Annotated in this window: 16 protein-coding genes; 10 read left to right on the top strand and 6 right to left on the bottom strand. The window is 71.6% G+C overall.

Annotated features, from left to right (window positions below; genetic code table 11):
- The first annotated feature begins 153 nt into the window (after nt 1–153).
- A complete protein-coding gene (locus VH914_09160) occupies nt 154–1,023 on the top strand; it encodes a GNAT family N-acetyltransferase (GenBank protein ID HEX4491357.1) in 870 nt (289 codons plus the stop codon).
- 17 nt (nt 1,024–1,040) lie between these two features.
- Here VH914_09160 and VH914_09155 read toward each other — a convergent pair whose 3' ends face one another.
- The 3 genes from VH914_09155 to VH914_09145 all read right to left on the bottom strand — a co-directional run bounded on the left by VH914_09155 (nt 1,041) and on the right by VH914_09145 (nt 3,562).
- On the bottom strand, nt 1,041–1,985 hold the full coding sequence (locus VH914_09155; protein ID HEX4491356.1) for a YihY/virulence factor BrkB family protein: 945 nt from the start codon (nt 1,983–1,985) through the stop codon (nt 1,041–1,043).
- A gap of 34 nt (nt 1,986–2,019) precedes the next feature.
- On the bottom strand, nt 2,020–2,400 hold the full coding sequence (locus tag VH914_09150) for a hypothetical protein (protein HEX4491355.1): 381 nt from the start codon (nt 2,398–2,400) through the stop codon (nt 2,020–2,022).
- 139 nt (nt 2,401–2,539) lie between these two features.
- Nucleotides 2,540–3,562 (bottom strand): DUF2889 domain-containing protein, encoded by a 1,023-nt coding sequence (locus tag VH914_09145; protein ID HEX4491354.1) that lies wholly within the window; start codon nt 3,560–3,562, stop codon nt 2,540–2,542.
- A 69-nt stretch (nt 3,563–3,631) separates the two neighbouring features.
- On the opposite strand from VH914_09145, the gene VH914_09140 reads away from it, so the two are divergent.
- Nucleotides 3,632–3,829, top strand: a complete 198-nt coding sequence (locus VH914_09140) for a hypothetical protein (protein ID HEX4491353.1) — start codon at nt 3,632–3,634, stop codon at nt 3,827–3,829.
- Between the two features lie 164 nt (nt 3,830–3,993).
- Here VH914_09140 and VH914_09135 read toward each other — a convergent pair whose 3' ends face one another.
- Nucleotides 3,994–5,265, bottom strand: coding sequence for an SLC13 family permease (locus VH914_09135; protein HEX4491352.1), 1,272 nt, complete (start codon nt 5,263–5,265; stop codon nt 3,994–3,996).
- A 153-nt stretch (nt 5,266–5,418) separates the two neighbouring features.
- Here VH914_09135 and VH914_09130 point away from each other — a divergent pair, with 153 nt between their 5' ends.
- The 5 genes from VH914_09130 to VH914_09110 are packed head-to-tail and all read left to right on the top strand — an operon-like array spanning nt 5,419 to nt 10,655.
- Nucleotides 5,419–6,681: a MurT ligase domain-containing protein gene (locus VH914_09130; protein ID HEX4491351.1), complete on the top strand. Its 1,263-nt coding sequence runs from the start codon at nt 5,419–5,421 to the stop codon at nt 6,679–6,681.
- A complete protein-coding gene (locus VH914_09125) occupies nt 6,671–7,399 on the top strand; it encodes a glutamine amidotransferase (GenBank protein HEX4491350.1) in 729 nt (242 codons plus the stop codon). Before VH914_09130 ends, VH914_09125 begins: the two co-directional genes overlap by 11 nt.
- 10 nt (nt 7,400–7,409) lie before the next feature.
- Nucleotides 7,410–8,660 (top strand): cytochrome P450, encoded by a 1,251-nt coding sequence (locus VH914_09120; protein HEX4491349.1) that lies wholly within the window; start codon nt 7,410–7,412, stop codon nt 8,658–8,660.
- A 26-nt stretch (nt 8,661–8,686) separates the two neighbouring features.
- Nucleotides 8,687–9,817, top strand: coding sequence for an LLM class flavin-dependent oxidoreductase (locus tag VH914_09115; GenBank protein ID HEX4491348.1), 1,131 nt, complete (start codon nt 8,687–8,689; stop codon nt 9,815–9,817).
- 10 nt (nt 9,818–9,827) lie between these two features.
- Entirely contained in the window at nt 9,828–10,655 is an 828-nt protein-coding gene (locus VH914_09110) for a DUF695 domain-containing protein (GenBank protein HEX4491347.1), read from the top strand.
- A gap of 37 nt (nt 10,656–10,692) precedes the next feature.
- Here the strand turns inward: VH914_09110 and VH914_09105 are convergent, their stop codons facing one another.
- On the bottom strand, nt 10,693–11,787 hold the full coding sequence (locus VH914_09105; protein HEX4491346.1) for an alcohol dehydrogenase catalytic domain-containing protein: 1,095 nt from the start codon (nt 11,785–11,787) through the stop codon (nt 10,693–10,695).
- Between the two features lie 287 nt (nt 11,788–12,074).
- On the opposite strand from VH914_09105, the gene VH914_09100 reads away from it, so the two are divergent.
- The 3 genes from VH914_09100 to VH914_09090 all read left to right on the top strand — a co-directional run bounded on the left by VH914_09100 (nt 12,075) and on the right by VH914_09090 (nt 15,548).
- Entirely contained in the window at nt 12,075–13,631 is a 1,557-nt protein-coding gene (locus tag VH914_09100) for a hypothetical protein (GenBank protein ID HEX4491345.1), read from the top strand.
- Nucleotides 13,632–13,791: 160 nt separating this feature from the next.
- A complete protein-coding gene (locus VH914_09095; protein HEX4491344.1) occupies nt 13,792–14,928 on the top strand; it encodes an LLM class flavin-dependent oxidoreductase in 1,137 nt (378 codons plus the stop codon).
- 80 nt (nt 14,929–15,008) lie between these two features.
- Nucleotides 15,009–15,548, top strand: coding sequence for a hypothetical protein (locus tag VH914_09090; GenBank protein ID HEX4491343.1), 540 nt, complete (start codon nt 15,009–15,011; stop codon nt 15,546–15,548).
- Nucleotides 15,549–15,631: 83 nt separating this feature from the next.
- On the opposite strand, the gene VH914_09085 is transcribed toward VH914_09090, so the two are convergent.
- On the bottom strand, nt 15,632–15,823 hold the full coding sequence (locus VH914_09085; protein HEX4491342.1) for a hypothetical protein: 192 nt from the start codon (nt 15,821–15,823) through the stop codon (nt 15,632–15,634).
- Nucleotides 15,824–16,306: the final 483 nt, after the last annotated feature.

Below are 16,306 nucleotides of genomic sequence, written 5' to 3'. Positions count from 1 at the left end.
GGCGTGCCGCACTCGCGGCACGCCACGGCCACGATCTCCGGGACGCCGACGTCCGCGCGCCCGCGAACCTCGCGACCGCGTGCGCGAGCACGGGTTGGGAGCTGCTCGACTTCGATGACGGAGACGACGTGTACCTCGCGGTGGCGCGGCGCGATGCGTGAGTATCAGGCCACCGGCCTGGAGCATCTCGCGTTGGTCACGGAGTTGCTCCACGCCGCGCGTCTCGCGAACCCGACGGGTGGCGACTGGGAAGCCGCCGACCTGCAATGGTCGTGGCGGCGGGATCAGCATCCCGATCCGCGCGCGTCGACGTTCTGGCTCGACGACGACCGCCCGGCCGCGGCGATCGTGTTCACCGACTGGGGCGACAACTTCGGCTGCCAGGTGCTCGACGCGCGCCACGACTCCGCGTCGGCGCTGCGGATCGCGGGTACGCGGTTCACCGAGTTGCTCGACACCTTCGCGAGCAAACCCACGGAGATGGAGATCCGTGGCGACGACCGTGCGTTGATCGACGCGGCGAGCGCGGCGGGCTTCGTCGCAACCGACGAGGTCCACGTCGGCACGATGATGCCCGCGAGCGCGCGGGCGCCGATGACCGCGTTGCCCGACGGATTCGTCGTCTCGTCGTACGCGGAACGCGCCGACCGTCCGCACCACATGGTCGCGCGCAGCGGCGAGCATGTCGCGGCGCGCCTGGGTGAGTGCGCGGTGTACCGACCCGACCTCGACCTCTGCATCGTCGAGACCGCGACCGACGCGGTCGCCGCGTACGGCCTGTTCTGGGCCGACACCGTGACCGGCGTCGGACTGGTAGAGCCGATGCGCACGGAGGACGCGTTCCAGGGCCGCGGGCTGGCGTCGGCCGTGCTGCGCGCCGGCCTCGACCGGCTCGCGGAAGCGGGCTGCTCGACCCTGAAGATCTACTTCGTCAAAGGCAACGAACCGGCCCGCCGCGCCTACCTGGGTGCGGGTTTCGTGCCGCAGTTCGAGAGCCGCACCTACCGCCGCGCCGCCGGCTGAGCGGGCACGACGCGCGTCTATCCGAGCGCGAGGTCGTCGAGCTCGTGGAACGCGACGCCGGTCAGCTGAACGTTCAGCACCGCGCCGAGCAGCACGACGTACACCGCGAGGTACGTGCCGATCATCGCGATCACTGCGCCCGCGAGCGCGCCGTACACGGCCGTGAAGTGCTTCGAGAAGTGCAGGTAGACGGCGAAGCCGCTGGCGACGAGCGCGAGCCCACACCCCGACGCGATCGCGCCCGGCAACACCGCGGCCGCGCCGACGGTCCGCGCGATCGAGAACCGGTACAGACCCGCGATCGCGACGACCATGAAGGCGAGCAGTGCGGGGATGCCTGCGATCGCGACGACGGCCGCGGGCACGTGCGCGACCACGCCGGAGAGTCCGGCCGACAGCAGCGCGAGGAGCCCGAGCGCGACGACCGTGGCGAACGCGCCGACGAACGCGCGGCCGCGCGCGTCGAGGTAGCGATCGGGTCGCAGGCCGTACGCGGTGCGGATGGCGCGGTCGAGGTTGTAGATGCCCGCCGACGCGCTCCAGAGCGCGAGCAGGAGCGACACGACGAGTCCGGTCGAGAGGCCGGCGTGGTCGGCCGCGGCGACGTGTTGCAACTGGGTCGTCACCGTCGCGCCCAGCGATGCCGGCCCCTGGTGCGCGAGCCCCGCAAGATCCTTCGCGACGTCGGCGGGACTCACGACGAGGCCGAAGATGCTGATCGCCGCGATCGCGGTCGGGAACGCCGAGATGATCAGCCAGAACGCCGCGCCCGACGCCGCGAGCCCGACCTGTTCCTGCCCTTGCTCCTTCATCACCGAGCGCAGCAGCCGGAAGCCCAACGCGGCGCGCTCGTGCCGCGCGAGCACTGCGTCGGCGCGCGAATCCAGCTCGCGCTCCGCGTCGCGAACCTCGCCTTCGACCTGCTCGAGCTCCGTCTCCGCTCGGCGCGGGCCGTCGCTCACGCGATCGGTTCCGGCTCCGGGCTCGAGACCGCGGCTAGGTCGTGGCCGGGACGGCGTACCAGGTGCCGTAGCCGCCGTTGACGTTCGCCAAGGTGCCCGGCTTCTTCACGGTGTTGAACCCGCCGACGTGCTTGACGCCGTGGTAGGTCCAGAGCCCCTTGTCGAAGATCATCGTGAGGTTCTTGCCGTCGAGCGACCACGTGATCGTGTCGTTGAAGTGATCCGTGCCGGTGTGGTTCTTGTAGAGGGTGAGGGAGAACGACTGGAGCCGCGGCTTCTTGTTGTAGCTGCCGTACACGACGTACTGACCCTGCACCGCGAGGGGCTTGGTCGTCGCGGCGGCAACGGGTCCGGCCATGCCGGCAACGGCCGCCAACGCCAGCGGGCCGATCAGCCACGCAGACAGTCGTCTCATCGTGCCCCTCCCCAGAGGTCCCCCGCCGGGACTCACGTACCGTAGTCAACACCACACGGAGCGTCAACGATCCGACGACGGCCGGCGCGCCCACGCCTGCGGGCATCTTGACACACGGGGCAAGGTTCGCGGCCGGTCTTCAGGCGGTGGCGGCGAGCGCCGAGGCCAGCGCGCCGACGTCGGCGAGGCTGCGCAGCAGGTCGTTCAGATGGGTGCACGTCGAGATGCCGGTGAACTCGCGCCGGACCCGGGCGCGCAGGTCGGTGACGGTGAGTCCGGCCAGACGCCGCGCGCTGGCCGCCGCCTCGGGGCACTCGATGTAGGGGAGCACTCGGGGGCGCGCCTCGGCGGCGACGACGGTGAGCGTGTGCGGGTCGACGGTCGCGGTGCACGAGTATTCGTGCACGATCGTCTCGATCCCGTCGGCACCGAGGTAGCTGTCGCGGAACATCGCGTCGACGTGGAGCGCGCCGTCTTCCTCGTCGCGCCGCACGTCGACGCGGCGCCGTCGCCGCATCCCGTGTGTCGGCAGCGGATCGTGCTCGTGCCACGCGAGCGGGTCGTCGATGCGCGCGAGCTCGGGCGCCGCGGGACCGATCGTCATCGGCACGGAACCCTTGTCGGACAGGACGAGCATGAGGGTGCCGCCCGCCCGCCAGCCCGCGCACTGGTCGGTGTTGTACGAGTAGGCCTCGACCGGCATGCGACCGATCTGGTTCGTGCGTTGCATCGCGTAACCCGACACGAGCGCGGCGACCGGTAGGTCGTCGAGCAAGAGGTAGAGCGGTGTGGCGCGGGCGCGCTCGTCGGGCGCGACCGCGTCGACGCGGCCACGGAAGCCGCCGCCGACGGGCGCGCCGAGCAGCTCGTCGGCGCGCGGGAGCGCGGGGGTCGTGTCGATCGCGATCAGCGCGCGCGTCACGTCGGCGCGGACGTCGACGCGTGCTTCGGCGACCGCGTGTGCTTCGCTCGCGGTGGTGACGAGGTCGCGGGCGCGGCCGCGCAGCACGAGGTCGCCGGTCCAGCCGTCGGGCCGGAGCATGTCGATCGTGCTCGTGCGTCGGATCGAACCGTCCGCGCGCGGCGGCGTCTCGGTCGCGGGATCACGCGGGCCGACGACGGACCGGTCGGTGATCGGTTGCGCGTGCTCGGCCGTGGCCACGGCCGCAGCTTGCCAGACCCTGCGGGCCGTTCGATTGGCACGAATCGCACGATTCGGCGAGGGGCTGTGATGACCGACGCTGCCGAGCCCGCGATCGGCGAGCTGATGTACGGCCCGGTCCACGTGCTGCGCGACCCGAGTGGCAACCAACTCGGCCTGCTCCAGGCCGACCGCCCGAACTCGCTCGTGACCGCCTACGCCGACCCCACGCGCGCCAACGCAGTCCGCCCGATCCAATCCCAGCCGATCCGAGCTGACCGGTCGTGATCGTGCCACTCGCTTCGCTCGCCGGCACCGACGCCTCAATGGCCACGTCGAGCGGCCGCAGAGCGACACGCTCGTGCCCGCCCGCCCAACTGATCGAGTCCCGTCCAACTGATCGAGCGAGGTGACGCGGCGCGTCACTTTTCTCGATCAGATCGAAGCGGCCCTCAGCCGCCGCCGAGCACTCGGAGTGACAGCCAGAGGGCGGCGGTCGCGGCAACGACGGCGAGCGGGGTCGTCAGCGCCGCGGCCGTGAAGAACGCGCGGCGCCGCGGCTCGGCGTCGGCGGCGCGGACCGTCTTGCGCCAGAGCAGGGTCGCGAGCGATCCCGTATAGGTGAGGTTCGGGCCGACGTTGAGCCCGACGAGCGCGGCGAGCAGGGGCGCGGCCGCACCGGACGGGATCGCGCCGAGCAGCACGAGCGTCGCCGGCAGGTTGTTCACGATGTTCGCGAGCACGGCCGCGACCAGTGCGACGCCGATCAGTGGCGCGAGTCCGTTGCCCGACGGCAATACGTCGCCGACGATTCTCGACAGTCCGTGGCGGCTCGCGGCCGTCACGACGACGCCGAGCGCGCCGACGAACACGACGAAGCCTGGCGCCGCCGCGCGCACCAGCGCGCCGACACCGGTCCGACGGTGAGCGACGGCCGCCGTGCCGAACAGCACCGCGCCGACCGCGGCGATCACCGACGGTGCGACGTGCACGAGCGAGCCCGCGAAGAAGGCGACGAGCAGCACACCGAGCCCGCACGCGACCGCGCGCCCGAAGCCGTCGAGCTCGACCGGTGCGTCGGCGCGCAACTCCGTCGATCCGCCGGCGACGACGCGCCCGCCCCGCGGGCCCCCGGCGCGCACGACGGCAACCGCCGTGATCACCCCGACCGCGACTGCGAGCGGAAACGCCATCCGCACCGCGAAGCCTGCGAACGTGAGACCGGTCAGCGGGAAGACGATCAGGTTCGTGAGGTTCGACACGGGTAGCAGCAGCGAGCCGCCGTTCGCGAGTTGCGTCGTCGTGAGGAGGGGAGTCTCGAGATCGGCGTGCCGGGCGCGCGCCACTCGGAGCACGACCGGCGTCAGCAGGACGGCGGTCGCGTCGAGGCTCAACACCGTCGTCGTGACGGTCGCGGCGACGGCGACGACGAGCACGAGCCGGCGCGCCGAGCCGCCCGATCGGCGCGCCAAGATCGCGCCCGCGGCGTCGAACACGCCGGCGACCGACGCGACCTCGGCGATCACGAAGATCGCGGCGAGGAACACGAGCGTCGGCGCGAGGAAGCGGAGCTCGTGGCGCACGGCGGCCCACGGGGCAAGGCGCGCGACGACGACGATCACGGCCGCGGGCAGCGCGACGACGACCTCCGGCAGCCCGCGCGGTCGCAGCGTCACGAACGCGATCAGGGCCGCGAGGAGGAGAAAGCTCACCGCGCCGGCCACGGCCCTTTCCTTACCCGCGCCGCTTGGCCACCCGCCCGTTCTGGTGGGGACCTGAGGAGAGGGTCGCATCTGATCGAGAAAGGTGACCGCTAACGTCGTCCGACCCGATCAGATCGGCGCAGATCGGCACAGCACCGGTCAGAAGGAGCGAGCGTGGTCACGCGGCGGCCACCGACACGAGCCTGGGGCGATCGCGCCCGACTCGTCGCCGGAGTAACGGCGGGACGACTCGCGGGGCTCGCCTCGCGAGCGACCGGCCGGGGCGAGGGCTGGGTCATCAGCGGGAAGACCTGCCTCACCGTCGCGCCCGACGCGGCCCGCCTCCTCGCCGCCGGTCGCACGACCGCGCTCGTCAGCGGCACGAACGGCAAGACGACGACGACCGCGATGCTCGCGGCCGCGCTCGCGACGCGCGGCGAGGTCGCGAGCAACCGCTCGGGTGCGAACGTCACCGAAGGCATCGTCGCCGCACTGCTCGAGCAGCGCACCGCGTCGATCGCCGCGATCGAGGTCGACGAGCGCTTCATCCCCTGGGCCTTCGACACGCTCGCACCCAAGGCCGTTGCCTTCCTCAACCTGTCGCGCGACCAGCTGAGCCGGCTCAACGAGACGCGCATGATCTCGGGGCGCTGGCGCGAGTGTGTCGCCGACCATCCCGAGATCACGGTTGTCGCGAACGTCGACGATCCGCTCATCGTGTGGGCGGCGCTGCCGGCGACGAACGTGCGGTGGGTCGGCGCCGGTCAGCGCTGGACCGACGACGCGCTCGCGTGCCCGGCATGCAGCTCGGTGATCGACTTCGACGCGCAGGGCTGGCACTGCACCGGATGCGACTTCGCGCGCCCGACACCGAACTACGCGCTCGTGCACGACCGGCTCGTGCTGCCCGACGGTACGGAGCTCGCGGTCGAGCCGTCGCTGCCCGGCGACGTGAACCGCGGCAACGTCGCGATGGCGGCGGCCACCGCCGCGGTGCTCGGTGTCGCGCCCGCGGACGCGGTGCGCGGAGCCGTCGGTGTGCAAGGTGTCGCGGGCCGCTACCGCACGGTGCGGGTGGGCAACGCGCAGGTCCGTTTGCTGCTCGCGAAGAACCCCGCGAGCTGGCGGGAGACGCTTCGCTTCATCCCGCCGCCGCCCGAGCCCGTGGTGCTCGTGCTCAACGCGCGCGACCCCGACGGTCACGATCCGTCGTGGATCTACGACGTGCCGTTCGAGACGCTGGGGGAGCGGCCGGTGATCTGCACCGGTGACCGCGCCTCCGACTTGTCGGTGCGGCTCGCGTACGCGGGCATCGAGCACGAGTGGCGACCCAATGTCGACGAGGTGATGGACCGCCTCGAGTTCCCGATCGTCGACGTCATCGCGAACTACAGCGCGTTCCAGGACCTGCGGAAGCGGTTCGGCAATGTCGTCTGAGATCACGATCGCGCTCGTGCGGCCGGCGATGCTCGGCACCTACGGCGACCGCGGGAACGCGACCGTGTTGGAGATGCGACTGCGCAAGCGCGGCATCGGTGCGCGTGTGCTCGAGCTCGACCGCGACCCCGTGCCCGCCGACGCCGACATCTATCTGCTCGGTGGTGGCGAGGACGGCGCGCAGGCCGCGGTCGCGGGCGACGCGCAGCTGCGCACCGCGATCGGCACCGCGGTGCAGCGCAACGCGGTCGTGCTCGGTGTGTGCGCGGGTTTCCAGTTGCTCGGCCAGACGTTCGAGACCGCGGAAGGTCGCGCGGTCGACGGACTCGGCGTGCTCGACTGCACGAGCGCGCGCCGCGACGGGCCGCGTGCGGTCGGCGAGGTGTTCGCGCTGCCGCGTGCCGAGCTCAACCTGCCGACGCTCACCGGCTTCGAGAACCACGGCGGCGGCACGTGGCTGTCGGAGAGCCTGCAGCCGCTCGCCCGCCTCGACCTCGGCGTCGGCAACGGCGACGGTTCCGGCACCGAAGGCGCGATCGCGGGCCGCGTCATCGGCACCTATCTCCACGGTCCGGTGCTCGCGCGCAACCCCGCACTCGCCGACTTGCTGCTCGGCTGGGCGGTCGGCCGCACGCTCGAGCCGCTCGCGATGCCCGCGGTCGACCGGCTGCGCGCGGAACGGCTGGCGCAAGGGCGCGGCAGCCGCATGCGGGTTTGACCGACGCGCGATGAGTGCCGCGCACGCGCCCGCTCCGCCCGAGCTCGCCGCCGTCGACCTCACCGATCTCGACCTCTTCGCGAACGGCTTCCCGCACCACGTGTTCGCGGTGCACCGCGCGTTCGCGCCCGTCTACTGGCACGAGCCGACTGCGCACACCCCCGACGAAGAAGGCTTCTGGTCGGTCTCGACGCACGAGGAGACGCTCGCGGTGATGCGCGACGCGCGTACGTACTCGTCGGAGACCGGTGGTGCGCGGCCCTACGGCGGCACGATCCTCCCGGACTCACCGATCGCGGGGAAGGTCCTCAACATGATGGACGACCCGCGCCATCAGCGCGTGCGCGCGCTCGTGAGCCGCGGGCTCACGCCCCGCACGATCGGACGACTCGAAGCCGATCTGCGCGCGCGGACGCACGTGCTCCTCGATCGCTTCGCGGCGACCGGCGGTGGCGACTTCGTCGCGAGTGTCGCGGGCGAGCTGCCGATGCAGGCGATCTGCCTCCTGCTCGGTGTGCCCGAAGGCGATCGCCACCAGCTGTTCGAGTGGATCGAGACGGTCTTCGACTTCCGTGAGGGCGACGCGTTCGCGAGCACCGATCGCGTCGCGCAATCCGGGCTGCGCATGTTCGAGTACGGCGCGCGGCTGATCGCGCGCAAGCGCGCGGAGCCGGCCGACGACATGCTCTCCGTCGTCGTCCATGCGACGCTGCCCGACATGGATCCGCCGTCGCTCACCGACGACGAGCTCCACCTCTTCTTCAGCCTGCTATTCGCGGCGGGCGCCGACACGACGCGCAACGCGGTCGCGGGCGGCCTGCTCGCGCTCGTGCAGCATCCCGCGCAGCTCGCGGCGGTGCGCTCCACTGCGATCCCGATCGAGACCGCGACCGACGAGATCGTGCGCTGGACGAGCCCGGCCGCGTACAACCGCCGAACCGCGACGGTCGACACCGTGCTCGGCGGTCAGGAGATCGAGGCGGGCGACAAGGTCGTGTTCTGGGAAGCGTCGGCGAACCGCGACGAGAGGGTCTTCGAACGCGCGATGCAGTTCGACGCCGCGCGCGACCCGAACCCGCACCTCGGCTTCGGACACGGCATCCACCACTGTCTCGGCGCGAGCCTCGCCCGGCTCGAGTTGCGCGTCGTCCTCGGCGAGGTGCTCGCGCGCTTCGACCGCATCGAGCTCACCGGCGCGCCCGAGTGGACGCGCAGCAACAAGCACACCGGAATCAGGAAGCTACCGGTCGAAGTGGCGTAGTACCTCGGCACTAACCTCCGCGCCGCATGGAATTCGGACTCTTCAACAGCCTGTACGTGCCGCATCACCTGAGCGACGGCAATCCCGGTGCCGAGCACGAGCGTCTGCTCGACGAGGTCGCGATCGTCGAGGCTGCGGATCGCAGCGGCTTCAAGTACACGTGGGTGACCGAGCACCACTTCCTCACGGAGTACTCGCACCTGTCGGCGAACGAGGTGTTCCTCGGTTATCTCGCGTCGAGTACGGAGCGCATCCACATCGGGTCGGGCATCTTCAACGTCACGCCGCCGGTGAACCACCCGGCGCGCGTGGCGGAGCGTGTCGCGATGCTCGATCATCTGAGCCACGGCCGTTTCGAGATGGGTATGGGTCGCGGCTCGTCGACCACGGAGCAGGCCGGGTTCGGGATCGACGATCCGGATCTGACGAAGGAGATGTTCGACGAGGTCGTCGGGCAGTTCCGTCACATGTGGGCCGACGGTGAGTACGAGTACGACGGCCGGTTCTTCTCGATGCCGAAGCGGAACGTGTTGCCGAAGCCGTACACGAAGCCGCATCCGCCGATGTGGGTGGCCGCGGGTTCGCCGAGCACGTTCGAGAAGGCCGCGAAGATGGGGCTCGGCGTGTTGTGCTTCACGATGGCGGGGCCGGACGCGTTGAAGCCGCTGATCGACTCGTACAAAGAGGCGATCAAGGACGCGGATCCCGTCGGCGGCTACGTGAACGACAACGTGATGGTCACCACGCAGTTGCTGTGCCTCGAAGACCGTGAGCGCGTGCTCGACATCGGGCCGACGCTCTCGATGAGCTACCAGAACAGCCTGTTGTTCCGGTATCTCGACACGTTCCCGCGGCCCGACGGCATTCCCGAGTGGCCGGCGCTGATTCCCGAACCGACGCGCGACGACATCGCGTCTCGCATCGGCATCGCCGGCTCGATGTACGGCACACCCGAGGATGTGATCCCGTCGGTGCAGGCGTTCCAGGACGCGGGTGCCGATCAGGTCGCCTTCGGTTTGCTGTCGAGCACGATGCCGCGCGACGTCGCGGTCGAGACGATCGAGCTCTTCGGTCGCGATGTGCTGCCGCAGTTCGACAAGGACCCGGTGCACCGCACGACGCGCCAGCGCGAGGCGCAGGTCGCCGCGGGCGCGTGAGCGCCGCCTGATGGCCTGGCGTCGCAACCGGCGCGCGGTCCAGGACGTGCCGCCCGACTGGACCGTTGCGCACGGGCTCGACAACATCACGGGCCGGCCGATCGTGATCCGGATCAACCGCGTGTACGCCGACGTGTCGAACCGGCAGTCGTTCTCGATCCGGATCGAGTGCACGATCGACCTCGCCGATCCGCGCGCCGACGGGTTGCCGACCGAGGAATCGCTCGCCGCCCTGGGCGCCACCGATGATCGACTGGTGACGACGCTGGCGCGCGAGGCCGTGCTCGCCGCGGTCATCACGGGCAACGCGCGGCACCAGCTCGTGTTCTATTCGCGCGTCCGCACCGCGTTCAACGCCGACGGCGTGACGACCACGCGTATCGGCGACCACGACGTCCGCTTCAACGTCGAGAGCGACCGTGAATGGTCGGAGTTCGACCGGCTGCTCGCGGCGGTTCAGGGCGCGCCCCGCCCGTCGACGGCGAAGGTGGAGCTCGCACCCGACGCCGAGTCGCACGACGTCGGCGCCGCCGACCGCGCGATTCTCGACCAGCTCACCCGGCGCGGCGCCGATCTGTCGACCCCCCGCACCGTGCACCACTACCTGTTCTTCGGGTCCGAGGCGGCCCGGCGTGACGCCGCCGCGCACGTCGCCGCGTCGGGATGGGACGTCGAGCAGCGCCCAGCCCCCGCCGACGACCCCGATCGCCGGCTGGTCGTGGCGACGCGGCACGACGTCGTGCTCGATCATGAGGCCGTCGTCGTCGCCCGCGCGTTCTTCGACGTTACGGCCGCGCGTTTCGGCGGCGAGTACGACGGCTGGGATACGCCGGCCTGACGCGGCACGGCGCGGCGCGTGTGCCGTGCGCGCCGGGTCAGGCGTCGAAGGTCAGCACGCCGCGCGCGAGCTCGCCGGCGTGGAGGCGGTCGACGATGGTGCCGAAGTCCTCCAGCGGCGCGGTCGCGGAGACGAGCTCGTCGAGCATGAGCCGGCCGTCGAGATAGAGCGACGCGATCATCGGGAAGTCGCGGTGCGGCCGGGCCGAGCCGTAGCGGTTGCCGATCACGCCCCGGTCGATCTGCGTGAGCCGGGTGATCACCGCCGACACCTGTGCGCCGGGTGGCGGCACACCGATCGCGACCGCGGTGCCGCCCCAGTCGAGCGTCTCGATCGCGGCTTCGAGCACCTTCGGGATGCCGGTGCACTCGAACGCCCAGTCGACGCCGCCGGCGAAGTGGATGCCGGGCGCCGGGAACATCGCCCGCACCTGCTCGACGCCGTCGTCGCCCGCGAGCACGAAGTCGGTCGCGCCGAACTGCCGTGCCAGCACTTCCTTCGCGGGGTTGGCGTCGATGGCGACGATGCGCGCGGCGCCGACGAGGCGAAGCGCCTGCACGACGTTGAGCCCGACCCCGCCGATGCCGAAGACCGCGGCGGTCTCACCCGTCTGCACGCGCGCTCGGTTCAGGACCGCGCCGACGCCGGTGATCACGCCGCACGCGATGAGGCACGCGGAGGTCAGCGGCACGTCCTTGCTGATCGGCACCGCCTGCACCGCCTCGACGACGATGCGCTCGGCGAACGACGACGTCGCCGCGAAGTTGTAGGCGGGCTCGCCGCGGAAGGTGAAGGGCCGGTCGATGTTGCCGATCGACGAGCGGCAGCGGGTCGGGCGGCCGGCCGCGCAGGCCGCGCAGCGCCCGCAGTTGGCGAGGGTCGAGACGACCACGTGGTCGCCGGGCGCGACGCCCTTCACCGTGGCGCCGACCTCCTCGACGACGCCCGCCCCCTCGTGCCCGCAGACGACGGGGGTCGGGAAGGGGATCGTGCCGTCGAGGACCGAGAGGTCGCTGTGGCAGACGCCCGCGGCGACCAGCCGGATGGCGACCTCGGTCGGCCCGGGCCGGCGCACTTCGAGCTCGTCGGTGACGACGACCTCGCCGCCTCCGAGATGGACGATTCCTCGCATGCGGTGATTCTGGTCGAGCGCGCCGGCGCGGGCGGAAGGGAGCTCCGACCGTCAGCGGTGAGCGAAGCGAGCAAGCGCCTCGCCGGCTCCCATCCCGCGTCGAGGAGTGGCGAGCGCCCGCGACCAGATGGTTGTGGTCACGGTCTGTAACCGAGTGACCGCATTCTGTATCATGACGGGTCTGGGGCAGCCCCGCAGGGGGCGGCATCCGCCGGTGGCCACGGAGGGCCGGCGGCGGTAGAGGAGAGGGTGCGATGCGCGGCGCGGTCCGGCCGAGAGTGCTCGCCGTGGCCGCGGCCGCCGCCGTGTGCCTCGTCGCGCTCGGCGGCATCGCGACCGTTGCGGTCTGGGGATTCCGTCACGGTGACGACCAGTCGTCCACGACCGTCGGCGGTTGGCTCGCGCTCGTGTGGATCGGCGTGGCGGTCGCCGTGGTGCTCGTCGTGGTGGTCGCGCTCGCGGTCGTCCGCGCGCTGCGGCGCCCGCTCATCGACCTGTCCCGCCAGGCCAACCAGCTGCAGATCGAGCGCATCCCCGCGGCGTTGCGCGAGATCGAGTCCGGCGGCGAGCCCGCGCCCCGGCCCGGGTTCACCGCGCCGCCCGAGCTCGAAGGCGTCGCCGGTGCGCTCGAGAACCTCGAGCGGTTCGTCCACTACCACGCCAAGCGCGCGCAGCGGGCCGATCGCGACCTGGGCCGGCTCCTGACCGGCGCGGCCGATCGCGTCGGCGCACGCGCGCGCCTCGCGGAAGGCATCGACTTCGACGCACCCGCGCTCGCGGCCGGGCTGCACCGCGACGAAGACGCGCTGCGTGCACTCGTACCCGACAGCGACGCGGACGCGGACGCGGCCGCCGGTCTCGATGCCGAGACGGTCGCCGCCCCGGGTCCGTCGGTGACCGACACCGTCACCATGGCGGCGCGCACCACGCTGCGACCCGCGTCCGTCGGCATCGAGAAGCTCGAGCCCGCGCTCGTCGATGTCGGCGCGGGCGAAGCCGTTGTCGTCGTGCTCGGCGAGGTGCTCGACGTCGCGCTCGCGATCGACGGTGACCTCGTGGTCTCGGGTTCGGTGCAGCCCGAGGGCTACCACTTCGTGATCGACGCGCCGATCGGCGATCAGGTCGCGGAGCTGACCGCGATCGCCGAGTCGCTGCGTGAGCGTGAGCCCGTCGACCTTCCGTTCGGGCTGCGCGTCGCGGTGCAGGCCGGGCGCCGGGCGCGGCTGCTCGTGTGGGTCACCGTCGGCGCGAACGCGGCGCAGTGGCACGTGCTCGTGCCGCCGGACTCGTTCGTCGCGGTGCCGGTCGCGCCGGAACCCGCGCCCGAGCCCGCACCGGTCGTCGTGCCGGAGCCCGTCGTCGTGCCGGAGCCGGTCGTCGCGCCGCAACTCGTCGTCGTGCCGCAGCAGGTCGTGGAGTCGGAACCCGTCGTCGAACCAGAACCGGTCGAGCCGATCGTCTCGCCGCCGAGGCCGGCGCCGCAGCCCGCGGCGGCGCTCGACGACGCGGCGCGGCTCGCGGCCGATCGCCGGCTCGGTGAGGCGCTCACGAAGCTGTTCGCGCGGCTGGAGGTCGCGCTCGAGCGCGGCGAACCGAGCGGGGTTCTCGACGAGGACGAGCGCGTCGCGCTGCTGGTCGACGGCACCCGACTCGTCGGTGAGCTCCAGCAGGCGGGGCTGTGCTCGTCGCGGGCGTTGCGCGCGTTGCTGCGCGCCATCGATGTCGCCGTCGGCGCCGACCGCACGACGCCCTTGACCGGCAGCGCCCGCTCTGCCGCGATCCTGCCGCGCGAGATCCTCACCGAGATCCACGCGCGCATCGAGCAGAACGGCGACCGCGCCTGAGCGAACGGGCGGAGCGAGCGGAGCGACCACGATCGCTCCCATTCCGTGTCGCGGAGGGCGAGCATGCGAGCCCGACCATGAAGGTGGACAGCGTGGCGGCCCTCCCGTAAAATGAAACACGTTCTAATTCCGTAGATCGGCCGTCGACGGGGGAGCAGGCATGGAGTTCGGACTGTTCTGCGGGGGCTACGTCCCGCAAGCCATGAGCGCGACCGACCCGAACGCCGAGCACACCCGGCTCATGAGCGAGGCCGACCTCTGCGTCGTCGGCGACCAGCACAACTGGAAGTACGCGTGGCTCACCGAGCACCACTTCCTCAAGGAGTATTCGCACATCTCCGCGAACGAGGTGCTCGCGCCGCACATCCTCGCCCGCACCGAGAAGATCCATGTGGGGTCGGGGATCATCAACGTCACGCCGCCGGTGAACCACCCCGCGCGCGTCGCCGAGCGCGTCGCGATGCTCGACCACCTCAGCAATGGCCGCTTCGAGTTCGGCACCGGCCGGGGCTCGTCGACGACGGAGCAGGCGGGCTTCGGGATCACCGATCCCGAGCTCACCAAGGAGATGTACGACGAGGTGATCGGCGAGTTCAAGAAGATGTGGCGCGACGACACGTACTCGTTCGACGGCCGCTTCTTCACCATGCCGGTGCGCGACGTGCTGCCGAAGCCCTACGTGAAGCCGCACCCGCCGATGTGGGTCGCGGCCGGCAACCCCGGCACGTTCGAGAAGGCCGCGCAGCTGGGGCTCGGCGTGCTCTGCTTCACCGGCGGGTCACCCGCGAAGATGGCGCCGCTGATCGACCTCTACAAGAAGACGATCGTGAACGCGGAGCCCGTCGGTGAGTTCGTCAACGACAACATCGCGGTCACGACGAGCTTCATGTGCCTCGAGAGCCGCGACGAGGCGCGCGACCTGCTCACGCGCTCGGGCAACGGCCGCCAGCAGAGTCTCGTGTTCCACTACCTCGACACCTTCCCGAAGCCTCCGGGGGTGCCCGACTGGCCGACGGAGATCCCCGACCCGACGCTCGAGCAGATCGAGAAGGGCTTCGAGACGGGTGCGAGCATCGTCGGCACACCCGACGACTGCGCGCAGGCGCTGCAGAAGTGGGAGGACGTCGGCGTCGACCAGCTCATCATGGGCCCGTCGGGCAGCGTGTTCCCGCACGACCTGCTCGCGCGCACGATCGCGCTGTTCGGCGACGAGGTGATCCCGCGCTTCGACAAGGACCCCGAGCACTCGACGAGCCGTTACCGGCGCGAAGCAGCCGAGCGCCTGGGCGTCGCGTAAATCCGCGAGCAAGCGACCTCGCCGGCTTCCCCGCGTCGAGTCGGGCGAGCTCGCAGGCCCGCCCGTGCGAGCATTGGGCCGTGCCCGACGACGAGGACGCGTCACCGACGCCCGATCTCGGTGCTTCCGGAGCGGCGATGCGCGAGGAGTGGCGCGCCGAGCAGGAGTCGATCACCGGCGACGCGGCCGAGCAGTGGCGTCACTCGCGCACGTTCCTCGATCTCGCGCGTGACCTCATGCACCGCGGCGACCACGTCGTGCTGAACGCGGCGGGTCATCGCGTCGAAGGTGTGATCGTCGAGGTGGCGCGCGACCGCCTCGCCTTCTTCGACGAGGCGCACGACGCGCGCGTCGACGTGCACATCGCGGAATCGATCGCGTGGTCGGTGACGGTCGTCGAGCGCGCGCGATCCGGTGGGCGTTCGGGCGCGCAGTTCGCGAGCTTCCGCGCGCGGCTGCTCGAGCTCGAAGGTCGGACGGTGACGATCGCGACGACGCTCGGTCCCGATCGCGTCACCGGCACGCTCGGAGTCGGCGTCGACGTCGTGATGGTGACGACCGCGGTGGGGGAGACGCTCGTCCCGCTCGCGGCCGTCGTCGCGGTCGCGCCCGCCGACTGAACTCTCTGGCCGGCCTCGCAAGTGTTCGCGGCCCCGACGCCTCAGCGGCCCGCTCGGCGACCCGGCCGTTCCGGCGTGCGCCGTCAGTGCGAGAGCGCGAGGACGAAAGCGACGAAGAGCGCGCCGGTCTTCTCGAACTCGGGAAGGGTGGCGCCTTCCGACGACGCGAACGCCGACATCTGTGCGTGCTGCGTCGGCTGCCAGTCGGTGTCGACCGCGTTCGCACCCTTGTCGGCCGCGGGCGTGATCGTCGACACGTGCTCGAGGTGGAGCACGTCTCGTACTCAGCTCGGTGTGCACGACGAAATGGAACGAGTACGCCCCCGAGTCGTCGGCGGTCGGGAACCCGGCCGTGCCGAGGTCGCAATCGGGGAGGTCGACGGCGCCGCGCGTGCACTCGGCGGACGCGAGCGGCGCGTCGGCGCCGAAGCCGCTTCCGGAGACGAGCACCGACTGTCCCGCGACCAGTCCCGTCGACGGGTCGATGGCGATCGTCGCCCCGGCGGCGCCCGCGCTCGGGCCGACGCCGGCGATGAAGAGCAGGGTCACCATCCCGACGATGGTCGTGCGCCGCATATCCCACCCCTACGGCCGCTCGGCCCCCCGCTCGGCCCCCCGCCGGCGTCGCCGGCGCACAGTGGAGCACCGCGCGGCGCGGTGCGTCAACGAACGAGCTGCTCGCTCACGGTCCAGAGCCGCGCCGCCGCGGCGTCGTCCTCGGCGGCCTTCGACGGCTTGGCGAGGGTCGAGTTGGCGAA

This window comes from Acidimicrobiia bacterium (assembly GCA_036271555.1).
Taxonomy (GTDB): domain Bacteria; phylum Actinomycetota; class Acidimicrobiia; order IMCC26256; family PALSA-610; genus DATBAK01.
This window is presented reverse-complemented; position numbering and strand designations above follow the sequence as displayed.